Annotated in this window: 13 protein-coding genes; 9 read left to right on the forward strand and 4 right to left on the reverse strand. The window is 55.4% G+C overall.

The window, feature by feature from the left end; translation table 11 throughout:
- The first annotated feature begins 305 nt into the window (after positions 1-305).
- The 5 genes from AYI96_RS01930 to AYI96_RS01950 all read left to right on the forward strand — a co-directional run bounded on the left by AYI96_RS01930 (position 306) and on the right by AYI96_RS01950 (position 10,172).
- Positions 306-3,983 carry a DUF4132 domain-containing protein gene (locus AYI96_RS01930; RefSeq protein WP_144360887.1) on the forward strand — a complete coding sequence of 1,226 codons (3,678 nt, stop codon included), beginning with the start codon at positions 306-308 and terminating at the stop codon, positions 3,981-3,983.
- Between the two features lie 66 nt (positions 3,984-4,049).
- Positions 4,050-5,102, forward strand: coding sequence for an AAA family ATPase (locus AYI96_RS01935; protein WP_144360888.1), 1,053 nt, complete (start codon positions 4,050-4,052; stop codon positions 5,100-5,102).
- Complete coding sequence (locus AYI96_RS01940) at positions 5,090-7,300, forward strand: DUF5682 family protein (RefSeq protein WP_039034815.1); 2,211 nt, start codon at positions 5,090-5,092, stop codon at positions 7,298-7,300. Before AYI96_RS01935 ends, AYI96_RS01940 begins: the two co-directional genes overlap by 13 nt.
- Entirely contained in the window at positions 7,285-8,394 is a 1,110-nt protein-coding gene (locus AYI96_RS01945; RefSeq protein WP_144360889.1) for a VWA domain-containing protein, read from the forward strand. The genes AYI96_RS01940 and AYI96_RS01945 overlap by 16 nt, the downstream gene beginning before the upstream one ends.
- The gene (locus AYI96_RS01950; RefSeq protein WP_144360890.1) at positions 8,391-10,172 is read left to right on the forward strand and encodes an SWIM zinc finger family protein; all 1,782 of its coding nucleotides are present in this window, start codon (positions 8,391-8,393) and stop codon (positions 10,170-10,172) included. The genes AYI96_RS01945 and AYI96_RS01950 overlap by 4 nt, the downstream gene beginning before the upstream one ends.
- A gap of 96 nt (positions 10,173-10,268) precedes the next feature.
- Here AYI96_RS01950 and AYI96_RS01955 read toward each other — a convergent pair whose 3' ends face one another.
- The 3 genes from AYI96_RS01955 to AYI96_RS01965 all read right to left on the reverse strand — a co-directional run bounded on the left by AYI96_RS01955 (position 10,269) and on the right by AYI96_RS01965 (position 13,623).
- Positions 10,269-10,943 carry a TorF family putative porin gene (locus tag AYI96_RS01955; RefSeq protein WP_039034812.1) on the reverse strand — a complete coding sequence of 225 codons (675 nt, stop codon included), beginning with the start codon at positions 10,941-10,943 and terminating at the stop codon, positions 10,269-10,271.
- A 15-nt stretch (positions 10,944-10,958) separates the two neighbouring features.
- Positions 10,959-12,308 (reverse strand): hypothetical protein, encoded by a 1,350-nt coding sequence (locus tag AYI96_RS01960; protein WP_039034811.1) that lies wholly within the window; start codon positions 12,306-12,308, stop codon positions 10,959-10,961.
- A gap of 343 nt (positions 12,309-12,651) precedes the next feature.
- Positions 12,652-13,623 carry a LysR family transcriptional regulator gene (locus tag AYI96_RS01965; RefSeq protein ID WP_083399724.1) on the reverse strand — a complete coding sequence of 324 codons (972 nt, stop codon included), beginning with the start codon at positions 13,621-13,623 and terminating at the stop codon, positions 12,652-12,654.
- A 313-nt stretch (positions 13,624-13,936) separates the two neighbouring features.
- Between AYI96_RS01965 and pnuC the strand changes: the two genes are divergently transcribed.
- The 4 genes from pnuC to AYI96_RS01985 all read left to right on the forward strand — a co-directional run bounded on the left by pnuC (position 13,937) and on the right by AYI96_RS01985 (position 16,973).
- Entirely contained in the window at positions 13,937-14,668 is a 732-nt protein-coding gene (gene pnuC, locus AYI96_RS01970) for a nicotinamide riboside transporter PnuC (RefSeq protein ID WP_274380979.1), read from the forward strand.
- The gene (locus AYI96_RS01975; protein WP_071475506.1) at positions 14,668-15,399 is read left to right on the forward strand and encodes a nucleoside phosphorylase; all 732 of its coding nucleotides are present in this window, start codon (positions 14,668-14,670) and stop codon (positions 15,397-15,399) included. The genes pnuC and AYI96_RS01975 overlap by 1 nt, the downstream gene beginning before the upstream one ends.
- A 62-nt stretch (positions 15,400-15,461) precedes the next feature.
- Complete coding sequence (locus tag AYI96_RS01980; protein WP_071475505.1) at positions 15,462-16,139, forward strand: Crp/Fnr family transcriptional regulator; 678 nt, start codon at positions 15,462-15,464, stop codon at positions 16,137-16,139.
- A 126-nt stretch (positions 16,140-16,265) separates the two neighbouring features.
- Positions 16,266-16,973 (forward strand): MliC family protein, encoded by a 708-nt coding sequence (locus AYI96_RS01985; protein WP_144360891.1) that lies wholly within the window; start codon positions 16,266-16,268, stop codon positions 16,971-16,973.
- A gap of 53 nt (positions 16,974-17,026) precedes the next feature.
- On the opposite strand, the gene AYI96_RS01990 is transcribed toward AYI96_RS01985, so the two are convergent.
- Positions 17,027-17,491 carry a YhcH/YjgK/YiaL family protein gene (locus AYI96_RS01990; protein ID WP_039034806.1) on the reverse strand — a complete coding sequence of 155 codons (465 nt, stop codon included), beginning with the start codon at positions 17,489-17,491 and terminating at the stop codon, positions 17,027-17,029.
- Between the last annotated feature and the right edge of the window lie 211 nt (positions 17,492-17,702).

Genomic DNA, 17,702 nt, shown 5'->3' on the forward strand with positions numbered 1-17,702 from the left:
CCATGACCCCTTGCCGGATATCGCTGATTTTGTTGTTGGCGTGGCCTAAAGCCGCTGGCGGTTTCAAGGCCAATCAACCGCACTCTATGGGTAATATGGCGTCATCCCGGGGAGGCTGGATCACACTTGGCGGCATTGAACTGTAAATGGGTGTTTTGTAAGCGATATTGTTTTTGTGTTTCCGTTAGAATTGCCCTTCCTCGTCCGAAAAGGAGGCTCGGCCGCCAGCTTAAGCAGGTGTTTACTGAATGTCTGCTATTGGGGGAAGGAAGACATATTTGCTAATGACTCAAGGAATATGAGAGATGCTGGACGTATTAAAAAACAAGCTTGAAGCCTTCACTCGCCCCAATACAGACAAGTTACTGCTAGACGCTTGCCAGATTATTGATGAGCAGCAAACGGGTTTGGCACAAGCCGTCAGTCAGTATATTTTGAGCGGTGAACCTGTGGCGTGCCTGTCGCAGCTCCAGCAGCTCAGTGCTAGAGAAACACTGGCGCGGCCGGGTGTTTCCTATGGTTACGGACAAAATGATGAACGCTTGGTTCAGGCCCGTGATGCCATTAACCGGTTTGTGGCAACCGGTGCCTGTAATGAAGCGGCCGTTATGCGCCGTCTCGGCTTGGTGTGTCATGCCTGCAACCCAGATATAAGCACCTACGGCGTGCAAAACAGCTCGAGCGGCTGGCTCAATGGCGTGCTGATGCTGTTTAAAGAGTTGGCGGAAGAGTATTACGGTTGCCGTTTGGCGGGCAAAGATCTGCCCGGTCGTGATTATCTGGCGTCGCTGGTCGCGCAATATGAGCACCCGCCCCATGAGCTGGAAGCCTTTATTCTTGAAGGTTCTGACTCTTATTATCACGATACATTCCGCACCGCGCTGAGGAAGAGAACCGACTGGCTCAAGCTCAGTGAAGATCCTGAATATCTGCAGCTGTTGAAACAGTTGCATTTCAGCGGCCGCGAAACTTTTTGCGCTTTGCTCAATAAAGCCTGTCAGACCCTGTCACCGGCGCAGCTGCCGCTGGTCATGGCGTTGGCCGCCGATGGTTCGGCGACTGTCCGTGAAGAGGCCCTGAAACTGCTGAAAAAGAGCTCGCAACAAGAGCTGCTGGCGTTTCTGGAGCGGGAATTTCCGGGGGCCAAGGCGGCTACCCGTGGCCACTGGCTGGTTGTGGCCGGCCGCTATCCTGAAGCGACCCCCTTGCTGCAGCGCTGGCACAGTGAAGAGAAATCCGCCGCGGTGAAAACGGCACTGGCGAAAATGCTGGATAACACGACCCGGCAGCAACAGAGTGAGCAGTTCAGCTGGGACATTCCGGCCGTTGCGGCCATTGATAATAAGGTCAAAGTGCCTGAAGAATGGCTCGGTCTGTGTGAAAAGCAGTTGGCTAAAGAGATCAAAGAGTTCGAAGAAGATATCGCTGCAGCGGAGCACCCAGATGCCCCCAGCTACCGAAAAAGTTATTTGGCCGACTACCGGAAAAGTCTGCAGCAGTGGCAGCAGATCAGTAGTGCCAAGCTGCAAGCGGCGCTGATGGATCTCGAAAATGGCCGGCAATCATCTCTGTCAGGGTTTTATTCTCTGATCAGCCACGCCGATCTCGACGAGCACCCCAAAGCCTGTTTGCGGCTTATTTTGCGGATGGAACGTCATGAGCTCTCCTGCCATTCCTGGGAACGTATGCTGGGGCAGGAACATATTCTGAAAAGTCTGCAGGGAATGACGGATTTACGGCAACTCTTGAGCCTGTGCAACCAAGAGAATCAACCCGCCGCGGCCTTGGTTGAAGCCCTGTTTGGTTACGAAGGCCGCGAAGATGACTGGTTGCCTGCCGCCTGTGAACAACTGCTGATCTGGCCCTTCTTTGCCGAAAACCCCGACTATATAGAGCATGGCCTCAATGGCCGGGTGCTCAATGGCACCTATCGACACGATGCCAATCAGGTATTGATACAGACCTTGGCGATTCTGGCCGAATTTCCCAAGCTGCCGCAGCACTGGCAAAGAAAGGTTCATGAACATGCCTTCCATGGTCGCAAAGCCATACAGGCGGCGGCTCAGTACTGCGCCGAACGCCACGGCGCCGATATCAGCCTTATCACTCCCGAACTGGCCTCCGGCAGCAAGGATAACCGGGTACTGGCCGCCACTTGGCTGGGTCGCCTCAAGGCGGCTTCGGCGCAGGAGGCATTGAGTCAGGCGCTGAATAAAGAGAAAGATATGCCAACCCGGGTGGTGCTGCTGGAAGCCTTGTTGCAAACCGGCGCCGATATCAGCCAGTTTCTCGGCAAGGAAGCGCTGCTGGCCGAAGCCAAGGCCGGCCTTAAAAAGGCGCCACCCAAGTCGATGGATTGGTTCCCGCGTGAATCGCTGCCCGCATGCCGTTTTGAAGATGGCAACGCGGTCGAGCCCGAACTTGTGTTCTGGTGGGTAGTCTTGGCGGTGAAGCTCAAGCAGCCTCAGGGCAACCCATTGCTGAGTCACTATCTGTCGCTGCTGGATAGCGAAAGCCGTCAGCGTCTGGGGCATTTTATTCTGTCGGCATTTATCGCCCAGGATACCAGTGGTCCTTCGGATGATGAGGCGCTGGCATACGCCAACGCTCACCAACATCAACAGTTGCAAATTTTCCAGCAATGGGCCCGGTATAACTGGGGTAAAGAGTATCAACACAAGACCCTTGAGGATGCGTTTCAAACCTGTTTTGCCGAGAAAAAGAATGAGCTCTTGGGCTCGGCCATCAAAGACAAGGGGATGTTGGCCCTGATCGCTGGCGGCGATGCGCAAACCCTGCTGGGCATGATCCAACCTTTTATGAAGAAGCGCTATGAGCGGCGGGCACAGATAGAGGCCATGTTACAGGCCTTGGCCAACTCGGACGATCCTGTGGCTATTCAGTTTCTGCTGAGTATTTCGCGGCGTTATCGTACCAACTCAGTGCAGGAGCTGGCGCGGGCGCAAGTCAGTCAAATTGCGGCCCGTAACGGCTGGACTCAGGATGAGCTGGCGGATCGCACTGTGCAGACGGCCGGGCTCGAACATCTGACCCAGCCCAGCCCGTTTGAATTCGGCAGCCGTACTTTGGCGCTGGCACTCGGGGACGACCTCAAGCTGAGATTGCTCAACGAAGAGGGCAAGCTGCTCAAGAGCCTGCCGCAACCTCGGCAGACAGACAACGAAGGCGATATTGCCGAAGTGAAAAAATGGTTCAGCAACTGCAAGAAAGAACTCAAGCAGGTGGTTGAACAGCAAAGTGCCAGATTGTATGAGGCCATGGTCACAGAGCGGCATTGGCTCGCCGCGGACTGGCAGCAATACCTGCATCAGCATCCGGTCATGTATCGCCTGTTGCAGCGCACCCTCTGGCAGGTGGAGATTGATGGTCAATGGCAAACCTTCAGACCCACGGAAGACGGCGCCTTTATCGATATTGATGATGAAGAGCTGCAACTGCCCGCTGCGGCGAGCATACGCCTGGTGAGCGGTAACCTGTTAGCGGCGGCAGCGCTGGATGCCTGGCGTTCACATCTCAAGGATTACAAGGTCAAGCCGCTGTTCGAACAACTGCGAAGTGCCGAAGTGACGCTAACTGAAGGTCAGGAGGCTCTCAATGACCTGCGCGGCCGGATGACCGACTGCTATACCCTGCGAGGCCTGTTGACCAAGAAAGGTTATCAGCGCGGCGAAGCGGAAGATGGCGGTTTCTTTGATCACTACTTCAAGCGTTTCGATACCCTGGGACTGAGAGTGGAGTTCGGCTTCAGCGGTAACTGCGTGCCGGAAGAAAACGAGGCCGCCGCCATCTATGACATCAGGGTCATGGAGCGGACTAACCCCCGCGGCCGCTATGCCCGCTACCGTAAACTGCCGTTGGCCGAGGTGCCGGTCAACCTGCTCAATGCCATCGCCGTTGACTATCGTGAAGTCGGCGACAAGTGCGTGGCAGAATTGGACTGGGAATCGAAACTGCCCTGGTAAAGGTCGATAACGGATGGATTAGGCTGCTGCCTTGGCGGTGGCAGCCAATAAGGAGAAGCAAACAGGATGGAACAAGTCATTCGGGCTCATGCCGAGCAGCGTTATCAGGATGAATTGCAACGCTTGATAGCGGCCGACAAGGGGGTTATTCCGCCGGGTTGGGTCATGTCGGCCGGAGCGGTGCGACGTTTTATCTGCGGCGATGCGGCGCTTGATATCAGCCGCAAATACTACGGGGAAGATGCCCTGGTGGAGCGGGCCATTGTCAGCCTGATGGGCAACAACGGCCTGATGTTGGTCGGTGAACCCGGTACCGCCAAGTCAATGCTTTCTGAGCTATTGAGCGCCGCCATCAGCGGCAGTAGTGAGTATCTCATTCAGGGCACAGCTGGCACTACGGAAGAGCAGCTCAAGTACAGCTGGAACTTTGCCCTGTTGCTGTCTGGTGGCCCCAGTCTGGAAGCCCTGCTGAAAAGCCCCGTCTATCAGGCGATGGAGCAGGGCAAGCTGGTGCGTATCGAAGAGATCACCCGCTGCCCGCAGGAGGTGCAGGATGTGCTGATCTCGCTGATGTCGGAAAAAAGCCTCAGTATCCCCGAGCTGGGCGTCTCGATTCAGGCCAAGCCCGGCTTCAACCTGATAGCCACCGCCAACCTGCTGGACCGTGGGGTCAACGAGATGTCCAGCGCGCTCAAGCGCCGTTTCAACTTCGAGACAGTGCCTGTGCTCAGCGATCCTCTGCTGGAGCGCCAGCTGATTTTGGCTCAGGTGAGCCAACGTCTGGCTGACAGCGGCCAACAGGTGCAGCTGGATGAAGCGCTGGTGGACTTGCTGGTGCGGGTATTTCACGACCTTCGCAGCACAGTCGGCCCACAGGCGATGGATGCCACTCTGTCCACGGCCGAGGCGGTTAACATAGTGCATGGCTGTGCCCTGCACAGCCTCTATTGGCAAGAGCCCATGAGTGCCGCCCAGTTGGTGCAGCAGATGCACGGCACGCTAATCAAGGACAAGGCCGACGATGTGAAGAAGCTGGCTCATTACATGGATGTGGTCGCCCGTGAACGCCAGGGCTGGCAAGCCTTCTTCCAGGCAGGAAAAGCGCTGTGGATGAGGTGATGCTCCTTAGAGAGGAGTTTGGCGAACTGCTCAAGGCCGCCGCGGCCGATCCCGGGGTGTGCTGGTTGCCGCTGCGGCATCACAGCCCGGCCTGCGCCGCCATGGCGCTGGAGCAGTTGCAGCGCCGGCAGCCCCAGGCTGTGTTAATAGAAGCCCCCGGCAGTTTTATCCGCCATCTGTCGCTGCTGCAGCGCGATACTGTGGTGCCGCCTATTGCCATCTATCAGAGTGGCAGCTACTACCCTCTGGCCGAGAACAGCCCGGAGTGGCAGGCGCTGCGCTGGGCGACGGCGCAGGGCGTTGAGGTGATCTTCATCGATCTGGATGAAAAGGCGCAGGAGGGCGGAGTAAGTAACCGTTGGAGTGATAGCCGCTTTTTAAGCTCGGACTACAGCCGCCGCCTACAGCAGCAACTGGGCTGCCGGGATGCCGACGAACTCTGGCAGCGTTTGTTTGAACAACAAAATTTCGCCTCGGCCGAGAGCTTCTTTACCCAGGTATTGCTGTTCTGCGCCGCCAGTCGTGCCTGCTTTGGCACAGACAGCCTGGAAGAGATGGGCGATCTGGCCCGTGAAACCCAGATGCGGGCCCATATCAAGGCGGCCCGCCGCCGCTATGAGCGAGTGGCCGTGCTCACAGGTGGTTTTCATACCCCGGCGTTGATTAACTTTGCCGATGAGGCCGAGGCGATCGTCGTCGATGACACGCAAGACAGCTTTGTGATCCGTTTCAGTGACGCCTTGCTGGATGCCCGCAAAGGCTACGGCGCCGGTATGCCTTATCCGGCCTTTTGTCGCTGGCAGTTTCAGCAGCGGCAATTGAACGCCGATGATTGGTTGCTCTACCTCTTGGAGCAGATGCCGCAACTGCCGCTGATCTATAAGAAAAACTGCTTTGAACATCTGCAGGCCCTCTGTAGTTTGCGTGGCTTGGCGCGCCCCGGCAGCTATGATCTGCTGGATTCTTTGGGCAGCTGCCTGATTAAACAGCAGCTGTCGGCATCGACACTCGAACCCTGGCAAAAGTTGCTCAGCGGCGATGCCCTGGGGCAGTTACCGGCCGACCAACCCAGTTTACCGCTGGTGGAAGAGGTGTTGGCGCTATGTCGCAAGGCCAGATTGCAGACGGATAAACCGGGACGCTGCCACTTCGATCTCTACGCCATGACGGACAAGCATATTGAGCGCCGTCGCCTCCTGTGTCGGCTGCTGTTTGTGGGCAGCGGTTTTGCCAGGCCACAAAATGGTATGCCGGTCATCCGGCAATTGAAGTTCAACCATCGCCATGAACATTGGGACTATCATTGGACTCCGGCGGTGGAAGTGGCACTGGCCGAGAAATCCAGCCTGGGGCTACGTCTCGAGCTGGTGGTGAAACGGCGGCTCAGTGAGTTGCCCCAGGAAGATTTGCAGCAACTGGTGGAAAAACTGGTGTTGGCACTGCATCTGGGGATGCCGGAAGAGCTGAGCGCCCATGCCATTGCGCAGCAGATAAGCCAATGCAGCGACATTCAGCAACTGGCCAATAGCTTTATGACCTTGCTGGCGGCAGCGCATCATCCACTGTTTGCCGATATTGAGCTGCTGGCTTACCAAAAAGCCCTGTGGCATCAGGTGGGTTTTCATTTACCGGCAATCAACCGTCTGAGCGATGAAGAGGCGCTGAAGTTACTGTTGGATCTGCAGAGCGTAGCTGTCTTGCATCAGGACGAGCTCGAGTCTCCCTGGCGTGACAGACTGCGCTGGTTGACAAGTCATAACGCCCATCGACCCGTGCTCTATTTTGTCCTGCAGGCCTTGGCTATCGAGCTGGACAAGTTAGACCCGGCGCCACTGCTGCAACAGTTGCAGCTGCAAAACGATCCCTTCCCTGTGATTGAGTCGCTGCTCAAGGTGGTGCCGCACTGGTTGCGGCAAGACCATGGCCTGTTGCCCATGCTGAATCACTGGCTCAGTGAGCTGAGTGAGGCGCAGTTTATCGACAAGCTACCGGCCATGAGGGGCTTGTTCTGCGCGCTGGATGCCAGAGAGGTGGATGAGCTCTGCCGCCGTTTGCTGCAGCTGAATCAGTGGGATAACGGCCTGAATTGGTTGCAATACGGGATATCTGAGCAGGACTTTCAACAGGGGCTGGCGCTGGAGCGGCAGCTGCGCAGTGACCTGGAGCAACAAGGATTGAGTCAATGGATGAGCAACTGAAGCAACGCTGGCGTCTGGTGTTGGGGCGCTATGCCAACGCGCTTGATACCCGTCTCAGCGCCCGGCAACAGCAACAGGATGAGGTGTTGCAGCAGCTCTATCAGGAGGGCCAGCTGCAGCGTGGCTTCAAGGTAAGCGCTGGCTTGGGGGAAAGCGAGTTGGCAGTGACCAACTGGCTGGAGGCGGCGGAGACCCTGTTTCCCCGTTCGGTCAACGACAGGCTGCAGTCCGATGCGGTCGAGCGCTTTGGGTTGCATCAGGTGTTGCAGCAGCCGCAGGTGCTGGAAAAGATCACTCCCAGTATGGGGGTGCTGAAGCAGTTGCTGAAACTCAATGCCCATCACAAGCCGGCCATTCGGCAACAGGTAGAGCGAATTATTCAGGGAGTGGTCGAGGAGTTGCTGCGTCGCCTGCGGCCGACCTATATCAACAACTTGAGTGGCAGGCTCAACCGCCAGGCCCACAGTCCGGTGAAACGGCTGGCCAATCTGGATTGGCAGACCAGTATTCGCCGCAACCTCAAGCATTTTGATGGCGAGAAGGTCTGTTTCGAGCGGGTCTATTTCCATGCCCGCCAGCAGCACCAACTGCCCTGGCACATAGTGCTCTGCATAGATCAGTCCGGCTCCATGGCGACTTCACTGATCTACTCGGCAGTGATCGCCGGGATCCTGACCCGCTTGCCATCGGTGAAGTTGTCGCTGGTGGTGTTCGACACCCAGGTGGTGGACTTGAGTGAGCAGGCCCAGGATCCCGTGTCTGTGTTGCTCAATTGCCAGTTGGGCGGCGGCACCCTGATCTCCCAGGCCTGGCGCTATTGTCAGCAACTCTGTTCTGAGCCGGGGCGCTCTGTGGTGGCAACCGTGTCCGACTTTGAAGAGGGCGGTTCGATGCAGACCTTACTGGCCCAGGCTCAAGGGATGATAGACAGTGGCATCAAGATGTTGGGGATGACCGCCATGAATCACGATGCCGAGCCTTTCTACAGCACTTTTAGTACCGACAACCTGCAGCGCCTGGGGATGGAGATAGGCTCACTCAGCCCGGATAACTTTGCCGAATGGCTGGCGCTGACTATGGGGCTACGCCGATGAATGAAACCATACTCACCAGCCTCGGCAGTGCAGGTTTGGTGCGCCGGGCCCGCAAGGCGTTGGAGCAAAGCCAGCCGCAGATGCAGGATTATGGCTTTGAGTTTGAAGGGCAAAAGGGGCAGCTGGATTGGGATAACCCGCTCGCCAGTCGCTGCGATTGCGGCGCCTCCGGCCTGTGTAAACACATAGTGGCAGCGGCGCTTTATCTGCTGGAGCGGCCCGCATCCCCTGAGACTCGCGCCGAAGATCCGCCCCGGGTGGAACTCCATCTGGCCGAGCTTTTGAATGATGCCGGCAAGACTCAGGTTCGCCGTCTGTACCAGCAGAGTCAGCGCCGCTGGGCGGTGGATATTAAGCTTGCGCAAGGCACAGTCTGCGTCGAACTGGAGGGGCAGCAGCTGTATTTTCGGCGTGTACAGGGGCTGCAGGATATTATCTGCACCGAAGAGGCGCAGCGTTATGCGCTGCTCGCCGTCTGGCTCTATTGCCAAGAACAGGCCATCGCCTTTGAATGGCCGCAATGGCTGCTCGATGAGCAGGCGCAGTTGCAGTATCTGGGGCAGCAGAGCCGCGATCAGTTAAAGCGCCGTTGTCTTAAGTTGCTGGAGCAGATGACTGAGCTCGGCATCGAGAGGTTGCGGCCCTCGTCCCTGATAGAGCTGGAACTCCTGCTGGTGCCCATGGACAGGCAAAATCTGCCGCTGACCGCTTTGAAACAGCTGCATGGCACGCTGGAAAAATATGTCTCGGGCCAAGGCGTCAGGGACCGAAAATTGCTGCTCAGCTGTCTGGCCCGCTCCTTGGCGGCCCTGGAAGGCAGCCAGGCTCAGACGCAAAGACCCTATCAACAAGCGCCGGAGCAGGTGCTGGGGCTGGGCGCTTTTCCCTGGCAAAGCGAAGGGGGCGCCCATGGTGTGACTCAGGTATTGCAGGATGAGCAGGGGCGCTTTATCACCCTGGCCGAGAGCCGCCCCAAAGCCGAGCAGCGGCTGGATTATGCCAGCGTATTTCGCGGTCTGCCCATGCTGGCAGGTGCGCCGTCGGCCCTGGGTTGGCAGGGTAAGACCCAAGCCCTGGCTCAGGCCGAACTCAATGCCTGGGGGCGCCTGCGGCGTTTGCAGGATACCCGGGTTTACCCCGCGACCCAGCCGCTGGAGCCCGTGAGTCTCTCTGTTGCCGGCGAGATAGACTGGCAACAGGAGTACCTGTGTTTCCGGCCGAGCGGTCTCTACCTGAGTGGTTTCAATCAGGCCAGTCAGTGTATGGAACTGCATTATTGGGACAGGGAGCAGGCGCTGCTGAGTTTCTCGCTGCCTTACAACAAGTTGAGTCAAAGAGCCGTGACCAATCTGGAGTTGCTGGGCGAGAGGGTACCCGAGCTGATAGTGGCGCGCATCGAGCGCACTGCCAGCCACTTATACCTGCGACCTGTGTCCCTGCTGCTGGATAACTGGTTCAGCCTCTTTTTCGATACCTTGCCCCAATCCGGCGATCAGCAACTACTCGCGCAGGCGCTGGCCGAGCCTTCAGCTCCCCAGGCGCCGCAGCCGCGCCTGGGCCTGATGCAACAAACCCTGCATGGGGTGCTGGATGAGCTGGCCGATGGCCTGCCGGCACCAAGGCCAACATTGGCGCAAAGGGCCGAGCGTCTCGGGCTGATGACGCTGAGTCACAACCTCAAGGGAGCTAAAGCGCGGGACTATCTGCGCGCCGCCTATTGCGCCGAGAAAATGCTCGCCATGTGTCTGATCAAGCCGGTGCATTACCCGGAAGGCTAGGATGAACCTAAAAAAAGCCCCGCTGCAGGGGCGGGGCAAGAGTTTGGGAGTTGCTAATTATTATTATGGTGAGGAATTAGTCGTTAACTAGCTTGATTAGAAGTTGAACGCGAGTCCTATCATATAGTGGTCGTGCTCAAACTCCTGATAACTGGCTTCCAGCAGCAGATCCAACTGTGACAACAGGGGATAGCTGTAGCGCAGTGCCAGATCGTAGGCGCTGTTTTTAAGCTCCCCCTTATCTTCAAAGCCCATGGTTTCGGCATCGAAGTAATAGCCGCCATGGATCACCAGTTCGCCATATTGTGCCAGCGGCAGCGCATAGTTGGCCTCGCTGTACCAGGTTTCAAAGTCCTGATCATAGTTGAGCGCCAAGTTTAAGCTGTTGTAGTCCATGGACAGTGTGTATTCGAGATTGGAGTGATTGTCACCATAGGTGTAACGCATGGCATTGAAGCCAAAGCCCAACTCGTCGTTGACCGTCAGGTAGTAACCCGCGTAGTAGTCGATTTCATAATCTTTCTCTATGCCCTCATCGCCTTGATACCTATAGGTTTCAAAGGCGACTCCGGCATAGAAACCGGTTTCATGTTCCAACATGATATCGGCCTGCAGTGAGGGTTTGTCGTCGCTGATGGTCAGGCCGCGCCACAGATAGTTGCTCAGCCCCATGATCACTCCTGAGGTCTGAAAGGCGCTTTCCTGGGCCTGCGCGTATTGCATACTGCCAAGACCGCACAGCAGTAAACTGATTATCATCTTATGTTTCATATTCGGCTCCTGGGCTCAGTGTTTGGGTAAACGTTCTTTAGGGACTATCCATTGGCTTTCTGAGACGGGATCTGTTTCTCCTAGATGAACGTCACTTTCTTTGAGGAAGATATCCTCATCAGTGTTGTGGCAGTTTTCACACATGCGCCCACTTTCGCGTGCCTGCTTGGTCGCCAGAGGGTTCTTGGCGGTAAAGTGAGTAGAAAAGGGCACCCAATAGGATTTGGTGGCCGGATCTTTGAGATCCACCTTGACCCCGGCATCGATACTGATCCCGGCCGAATGGCTCAGCGGAATCAATTTGCTGTTTTTATCATTGGCTATGCTGAGACCCAGCTTGATGTTCTGCTCCGGAGTCTCGGCAGTCTTGAGGCTCTGCCAGTTGCCCAGAGACAAGGTGTCGTCCTGGTGGCAACCGAAGCAGTTGCTGTAGGGCTGGGTGTGGCAGGCGGTACATTTCAGCTTGGCATTGTGATCTATGGGAGAGGCCTTACCGCTTAGAAGTTCGGTGTGATCGGCGACTTTATCCTGGTGGCAGTCTTCACATTTCACCACGATAATGTCGCGTTTCTGAGTCTGCTCATAGGGGCCGGTCTTGTTACTGTTCGGGCCTTCGCTGTAGAGTCTGCCTTCGGGGATCTGCTTGATGTCCCGACCGTGGAATTCCTGCTGTGCACTGTGACAGTCGATACAGCTCATATTGTGCTTGGTGACGTGCACATCTTGCTCTTTGTGCTGCTCGGCATTTTCATAGTGACAGGTTTCGCAGGTTTTGACCGGATCCGGTGTACCGATAAAGGCGTGCTTGTTCAAAAGGCCGCCACCGGCGAAGTCGGGAGCACTGACATGGCACTGGCCGCAAGTTGCGTGGCAACTGGCACAGCCTTCTTCGCCATTGTGCATCTGTTCAAACAACTGGGCCCGCTCTGGGGTCTGCTGCAACCTTTCCATCAAGCCCTTGGCAACACCATTGACAGTGAAGTGCAGTGAGTGGCGGAAGTTGGTAATCATCTCCTCACCATGGCAGTCGCCACAGACACTGCCGCCATCGGCACTGGGATCGGCCAGAACGCCTGGGTGCCAGGCTCTGCCCTCTGGTTTGTCGGCCTTGCTGTGGCAGTCGCGACAGCCGAGTTCGGCATGACTGCCCATATCTGTTTGGCTTACCAAAAGTTGCAGAGATTGTTGCTCGACGGAGAGCGACTCTTTTTCCAACTGATGTTGCTTTATCAGCGCCTGTAATTTGGCTTGATCACTGTGACAATTCAGGCAGCTGTCTGCCGCCTGAACCCCTTGTCCCAGCAGACAAAGGAGCGCAGCCAACCCTGCCGAATATGTGGCCATATTCAGTATTTTTGGTTTCATCTTGTTATCCCTTAGGTAATAGCTCCCCCTGACAAGAGCGAACTCTTGCCATGTTCATTCCGGGAGACTTTTTGTTATGAGTTGGGTTTTCCTGGGAAGGTGCGAACAAGCCTCATGTGTGCTCTGCGTCGGCTTACAGGCCTGGATGCAAGGCGTGGTTCGCAGCAAATGGCCCTAGTCCTTTGCAAGAAACACAACACAGCAGGCAGGTCCGTAAGCCACGCCCTTCGGGGCTTTCACAGCAATCGGCTTTCTGCGTTATCCGACTTTGACAGGCCCCGGCATGCCTTCAGTCAGATGCCTTGAACGCCAATTGCTGTGTAAGCCAGAGTGCCACTAGGACTTATTTGCACCTTCCCCTATTCCATTCGCTTTTCAGCTCTCTGATCAATACCTCCTTAAGCCAGTCTCTGGCCTGTGATTTATTTAGATCACTGACCACGACATAATGGCCTATATCTCTGTTGGTGTTTATTTCGCTTAACAGCGTCTCACTTATTTCGAGAGGCAGTTTTCTATAAATAAGATTGGGAAAGCTGGCGATATAATCTGTGGTAAATAGATTGCAGGATATGGAGTAGTAAGGCATATCCAGCAGTACACAGGCGAGGCTGGCCAGACTCCCGGTAGAGCCGGCAATGACACAATCCTGGTTGCGCCGTCTGGCTGCCGAGACAATTAAAGGCTCGGGTAAGTCGCAGAAATTATCCATCTCATAATAAGGGTATTTGAACAGGTCTTCCAAAGTCACCTGCACATTATCCTGCAAGAAAGGATGTTTACGGCTGCCCAATAAATACAAGTTTTTCACTTCGGCAAATAGATTGCCCTGTAAATGGGCGCCGGTATAACTTTCTGACATCACGGCAATATCTATATTGCCGTTTTCCAGTTCTGTGGTGTATTCGTGGGAAAGAATTCGAATATCAAAACTCATGTCAGGAGCGAAAGGACGTACCTTATTATTGAGTATTTTGTGAATAATCGGACTGAAGTCATCGTAAACGGAAATAACAAAGTGCTCCCGTGACTTGGCCGGTTGATACTCGGTGAACTGATTTTCCAACTCCTGATAGCGCTGACACAACTCCCTAATCATGGGCAGTAATTGACTTGCTTTATGGGTGGGAATAAAACCACTGGCACGGCGGATGTACAGGGTGTCATCAAAAATTTCTCTTAGCTGCTTGAGGTACCTGCTCATAGCAGAATTGCTTATCCTCAAGGCATGGGCCGCATTTTGGCAATTTCTATGCTCATCTATGGCGATAAGCACCTGCATTAATTCATAGTCCAGTCGTTTTATATCTTTCATAGCTGGGTAAGTGCTTCCAAGGTATGTCCGAATAATGGCGGGATAACTAACAGGGGAAAGTGAACTGAGTCACATCTGACTTGAGTGAGTTAACCAAAATGTTACATAGCGCCCAATGTTGCCGAATCGAAAAAAGCGAATCCCAAAAGTGGAAAAACTCTATTGTGAACCTCTGTGACCGGCATGGACGTCGTGCTGAAGAGATCAAACAATTGTGTGCTGTGACTTAAATCAGCCAAGGTGGACAAATGTCCTTAACTTGAGCTTTGCCATCTGCTTACATTGGCCCAAAACACAATAATGCAAGGAATAGATGATGGATATTGCCGCTTGGTTTGATATCAACAATACTCTGGTGAACATTCCCATTGGCAGTGGCTATGCCATGTCATGGATTGAAGCCGTGGGCACAGTATTTGGTTTGCTCTGTATCTGGTTTGCCAGCCAGGAAAAAACGATTAACTATCTGTTTGGGTTGGTTAATGTCACTCTGTTTGCGATTATTTTTTATCAAATACAGCTCTACGGCATCTTGCTGCTGCAGCTGTTTTTCTTCTGCGCCAACCTCTATGGCTGGTATGCCTGGACCCGGCCGGATCAGCAAACCGGCGACACCCTCAAGGTGCGTTGGCTGTCGAAGCAAAAACTGGCCTTTACCGCGGCGGTCTCAGTGCTGGGCATCGGCCTGATGACTGTCTATATCGATCCGGTATTTGCTCTCTTTGCCCAGGTCAGTGTCGATACGCTCAACCTGTTTGGTGCCGAGCTGGCCCAGCCAGTGCTGGAGCCGGATGCTTTCCCTTTTTGGGACTCAGTAATGACAGTGTTGTCTGTGGTGGCGCAAATTCTGATGACCCGAAAATATGTCGAGAACTGGATCCTCTGGGTACTTATCAATGTGGTCAGTGTCGGCATTTATGCCGCCCAGGGGGTTTATGCCCTGTCGATTGAATACATCATTCTGCTGTTTATTGCCGCCAACGGCACCCGTCAGTGGATGCGTACCGCCAAAGACAATGGCAGCCGTCCGGCGGAGGCTTGCTGATGAGCGCCGATAAACAGCCGCATATCTGTCTGTCTCCGGCGCAGGTGAGTGAGCGGGTGATCCTTTGCGGTGAGCCACAAAGGGTCAATCGGATTGCCGCGCTGTTGGACGATGGCCGGTTGCTGGCAGAGAACCGCGAGTTTCGCAGCATGGGCGGATTTTACCAAGGCGTGGCTGTCACTGTTTGCAGCACAGGCATAGGCGCACCATCGGCGATTATCGCCCTGGAAGAGTTGTATCAGTGTGGCGCCCGCCGTGTTATTCGGGTCGGCTCCGCCGGCGCGCTGCAGCCGCAGATAGCCTTGGGCGAGTTGATTCTGGCCGAGGCCGCAGTGCGCGATGACGGTGGCTCAGCTTGTTATGCACCGCCCGGTTACCCGGCGCTGGCGAGTCGGCAGCTTATCAATGCCATGGCGGCCTATTTGCAGCGCCGCGATTGCCGCTTCCACTCCGGCATAGTGCGCTCACACGACAGTTTTTACCGGGATGATGAGCTGGAGATTTGCCGTCATTGGCATCGACTCGGAGTCTTGGGGGCCGACATGGAAACAGCCGCGCTGCTGACGCTTGGCCGCCTGAGAGGCCTGGAAGTGGCTGCGGTGCTCAATAATGTGGTCTTGTATGGTGAAGATGTACAACAGGGCATCAACCAGTATGTCGACGCCGATAGCGCTATGATGCAGGGGGAGAAGCTAGCGTCTTTGGCGGCGCTGGAGGCGCTCTGTTGTTGAAGTTTGTGCCCGTAAGGCTGATGGGCTAGCATGAGCCATCATCTTTACGGGAGCTTGTTGTTATGCAGCTGCAACCATACAGCACCGGGCGTTTCAGTGCGCATCTAAAGCAGTCTCACCAGGCGTTTTGCGACGCCATGCTCGAGTGCTGCGTCCAGAACCAATTGCTGCAGGCTGGTGAAGATCTCTTGTCTCAGGGGCGGGAGTTGACCCATATGTGCCTGGTGCCCGAAGGCCGGGTGTCGATGAATATCTGCGCCGTCAATGGCCGCAGGTTTCAATTGGGGGAGCTGGATTGCGACTGGCACCTTTTCGGTGAGATGGAGTTCTTTACCGCCACCAGTTGTCAGTGGAGTGTGGTGGCCGAAGAGCCGATGGAAATCCGCCGGTTATGCCTGAAGAAAGTCAGGCAGATGCTGCTGCAACAACCCGAATTTACCCTCTTTTTTGCCAGCGCCCTGGCCTGGGATTATCAGGACTCGCTGGACATCTACACCAATAGGCTCTTGCACCCCATCAGCTACAACATCGCTTTCGATCTGCTCAGGCGTCAACACGAAGAGGTGATGCTGGGTTCCTGTGGCAGCCCGGATCAGGAAGCGGAGCGATTCGGCACCTCAGGCCGGGTCTATCGCAGGGCGGTAAAAGAGCTTATCGACAAGGGCCTGGTCATAAAACAGGGTGCCTTGCTGAAAATAGCCAACCTGCAGGCATTGCAGGATTTTGTCGATAAGGCTTAGTAGCCAACTTATTGATCTGACATTTAATTCAGCCAGCGGACAGGCGACGGGTTTTAGACTAGGATTAGTTTGCGCAAAGGCTTTGGCAGCCGCGAGTAGATCTAGCGAGAAGATTAAGGAGCAAAAATGAGTTTGGGGACAGTTTCACAGGCAGGGCTTGTACTGGCGTTGGTCGCCGCGGCGACGCTCAGTGGCTGCGGGCAGCAGGCACTGGATAACAGCCAGGATGTTGCCGCCGCATTGGCTACAGGTGATGGCTCAACCTCGCCCCAGGGGGCGGAGCGGGAACTGCCGACATTTGATTGCAACGCCTTGGGCGAGCGGGCCTCCAGCATAGAGATGCTTATTTGTCAGGAACCCGAGCTTGCCAAGCTGGATCAGCAGCTGGCCGAAGTTTATGCCAAGGCCAGTGACAAGGCGGTCAATGAACAGCCACCCCTGCTCAAGGCCGAGCAGCGCGGCTGGATCAAGGGCCGCAACGAATGTTGGAAGAGTGAAGACAAGCTGCAATGTACCAAGGATTCATATCAAAGGCGGATAGTGGAACTGCAGGCCCGTTATCACTTGGTGGAGTTTAGCGGCCCGGTATTCTTTGCCTGTGACGGCAACCCGGCCAATGAGTTGGTGACTACTTTCTTCGAGACAGAGCCGGCAACCATGATTGCCGAGCGCGGTGACAGAAGCATTTTGATGTTCAGTGTGCCAAGCGGTAGCGGCGCCAAGTATCAGGGCGGTGACTACAGCTTCTGGGAGCATCAGGGCGAGGCCAGGGTGACCTGGGGTTATGGCGCCGAGGAGATGCTTTGCAAGCCCACACCCCAAGACGATAAATAAACCACTGACCCCAAAACGCCCGCAATCGCGGGCGTTTTACTGCAAGTGCTCTTTTAATCCAACAGTACTTTTACGACTACCTTGCGGACAGCAACGGCCTTGGCCAGCGTACCCGGCATATGCATGTCTCCGGGGAAGAAAATGGCAAACATGCCGGCCTTCAAAGGGATAAATGCCGCGGCTTGGCGGTTGGATTGATAATCAAACTCGGCATAGTCGTGCGTCTCATGATAGGGGCGACTGGGCGTTTGGGCTCCCAGCGGCAGGTAGCCAAACTCCTCTTCACCACTGACCACATACTGCACGTCCAGATAGCGTCTATGTACCTCGAATGGCTCTGTTTCTCTGGGCTTGGTGTGGTAATCGTTGACTATGGCAAACAGCTTTTTACCATCCAGTTCATAGCTGCCGGGGGCCAGTTGGCTGAAGTCTGTTGCGGCCAGATAATCCAGGGCTGCCTGAATACGCGGGCCCAGCACTCGGTAATGGCCACGGTTGGCCAGAGTATCCACTATCATTTTGTATCTTCTGGGGAAAGGGGTTGGCTCAGTATAATAGCATTCCTGCTGGTAGTTTGATCTCTTTGAGAAGCAGCAGGCGCCTACAGGCGCTTGAGTTGCCAAGCGGCAGATATCAGCGGCATCAGCGCCAAAAAGCACAAAGGCCGGCGATATCGCCGGCCCCCATGTTTCCCTGCAAATATGTTTCCCTGCAAATGTGTTTCCCGGT

Source organism: Shewanella sp. MSW (genome assembly GCF_007636515.1).
Taxonomy (GTDB): Bacteria; Pseudomonadota; Gammaproteobacteria; order Enterobacterales; family Shewanellaceae; genus Shewanella; species Shewanella indica.

Excerpts from the sequence above, each read along its gene's own strand:
- AYI96_RS01930 (WP_144360887.1), top strand. The coding sequence starts at position 306 with ATGCTGGACGTATTAAAAAACAAGCTTGAAGCCTTCACTCGCCCCAAT.
- AYI96_RS01935 (WP_144360888.1), top strand. The coding sequence starts at position 4,050 with ATGGAACAAGTCATTCGGGCTCATGCCGAGCAGCGTTATCAGGATGAA.
- AYI96_RS01945 (WP_144360889.1), top strand. The coding sequence starts at position 7,285 with ATGGATGAGCAACTGAAGCAACGCTGGCGTCTGGTGTTGGGGCGCTAT.
- AYI96_RS01950 (WP_144360890.1), top strand. The coding sequence starts at position 8,391 with ATGAATGAAACCATACTCACCAGCCTCGGCAGTGCAGGTTTGGTGCGC.
- AYI96_RS01955 (WP_039034812.1), bottom strand. The coding sequence starts at position 10,943 with ATGAAACATAAGATGATAATCAGTTTACTGCTGTGCGGTCTTGGCAGT.
- AYI96_RS01960 (WP_039034811.1), bottom strand. The coding sequence starts at position 12,308 with ATGAAACCAAAAATACTGAATATGGCCACATATTCGGCAGGGTTGGCT.
- AYI96_RS01965 (WP_083399724.1), bottom strand. The coding sequence starts at position 13,623 with ATGAAAGATATAAAACGACTGGACTATGAATTAATGCAGGTGCTTATC.
- pnuC (WP_274380979.1), top strand. The coding sequence starts at position 13,937 with ATGATGGATATTGCCGCTTGGTTTGATATCAACAATACTCTGGTGAAC.
- AYI96_RS01975 (WP_071475506.1), top strand. The coding sequence starts at position 14,668 with ATGAGCGCCGATAAACAGCCGCATATCTGTCTGTCTCCGGCGCAGGTG.
- AYI96_RS01980 (WP_071475505.1), top strand. The coding sequence starts at position 15,462 with ATGCAGCTGCAACCATACAGCACCGGGCGTTTCAGTGCGCATCTAAAG.
- AYI96_RS01985 (WP_144360891.1), top strand. The coding sequence starts at position 16,266 with ATGAGTTTGGGGACAGTTTCACAGGCAGGGCTTGTACTGGCGTTGGTC.
- AYI96_RS01990 (WP_039034806.1), bottom strand. The coding sequence starts at position 17,491 with ATGATAGTGGATACTCTGGCCAACCGTGGCCATTACCGAGTGCTGGGC.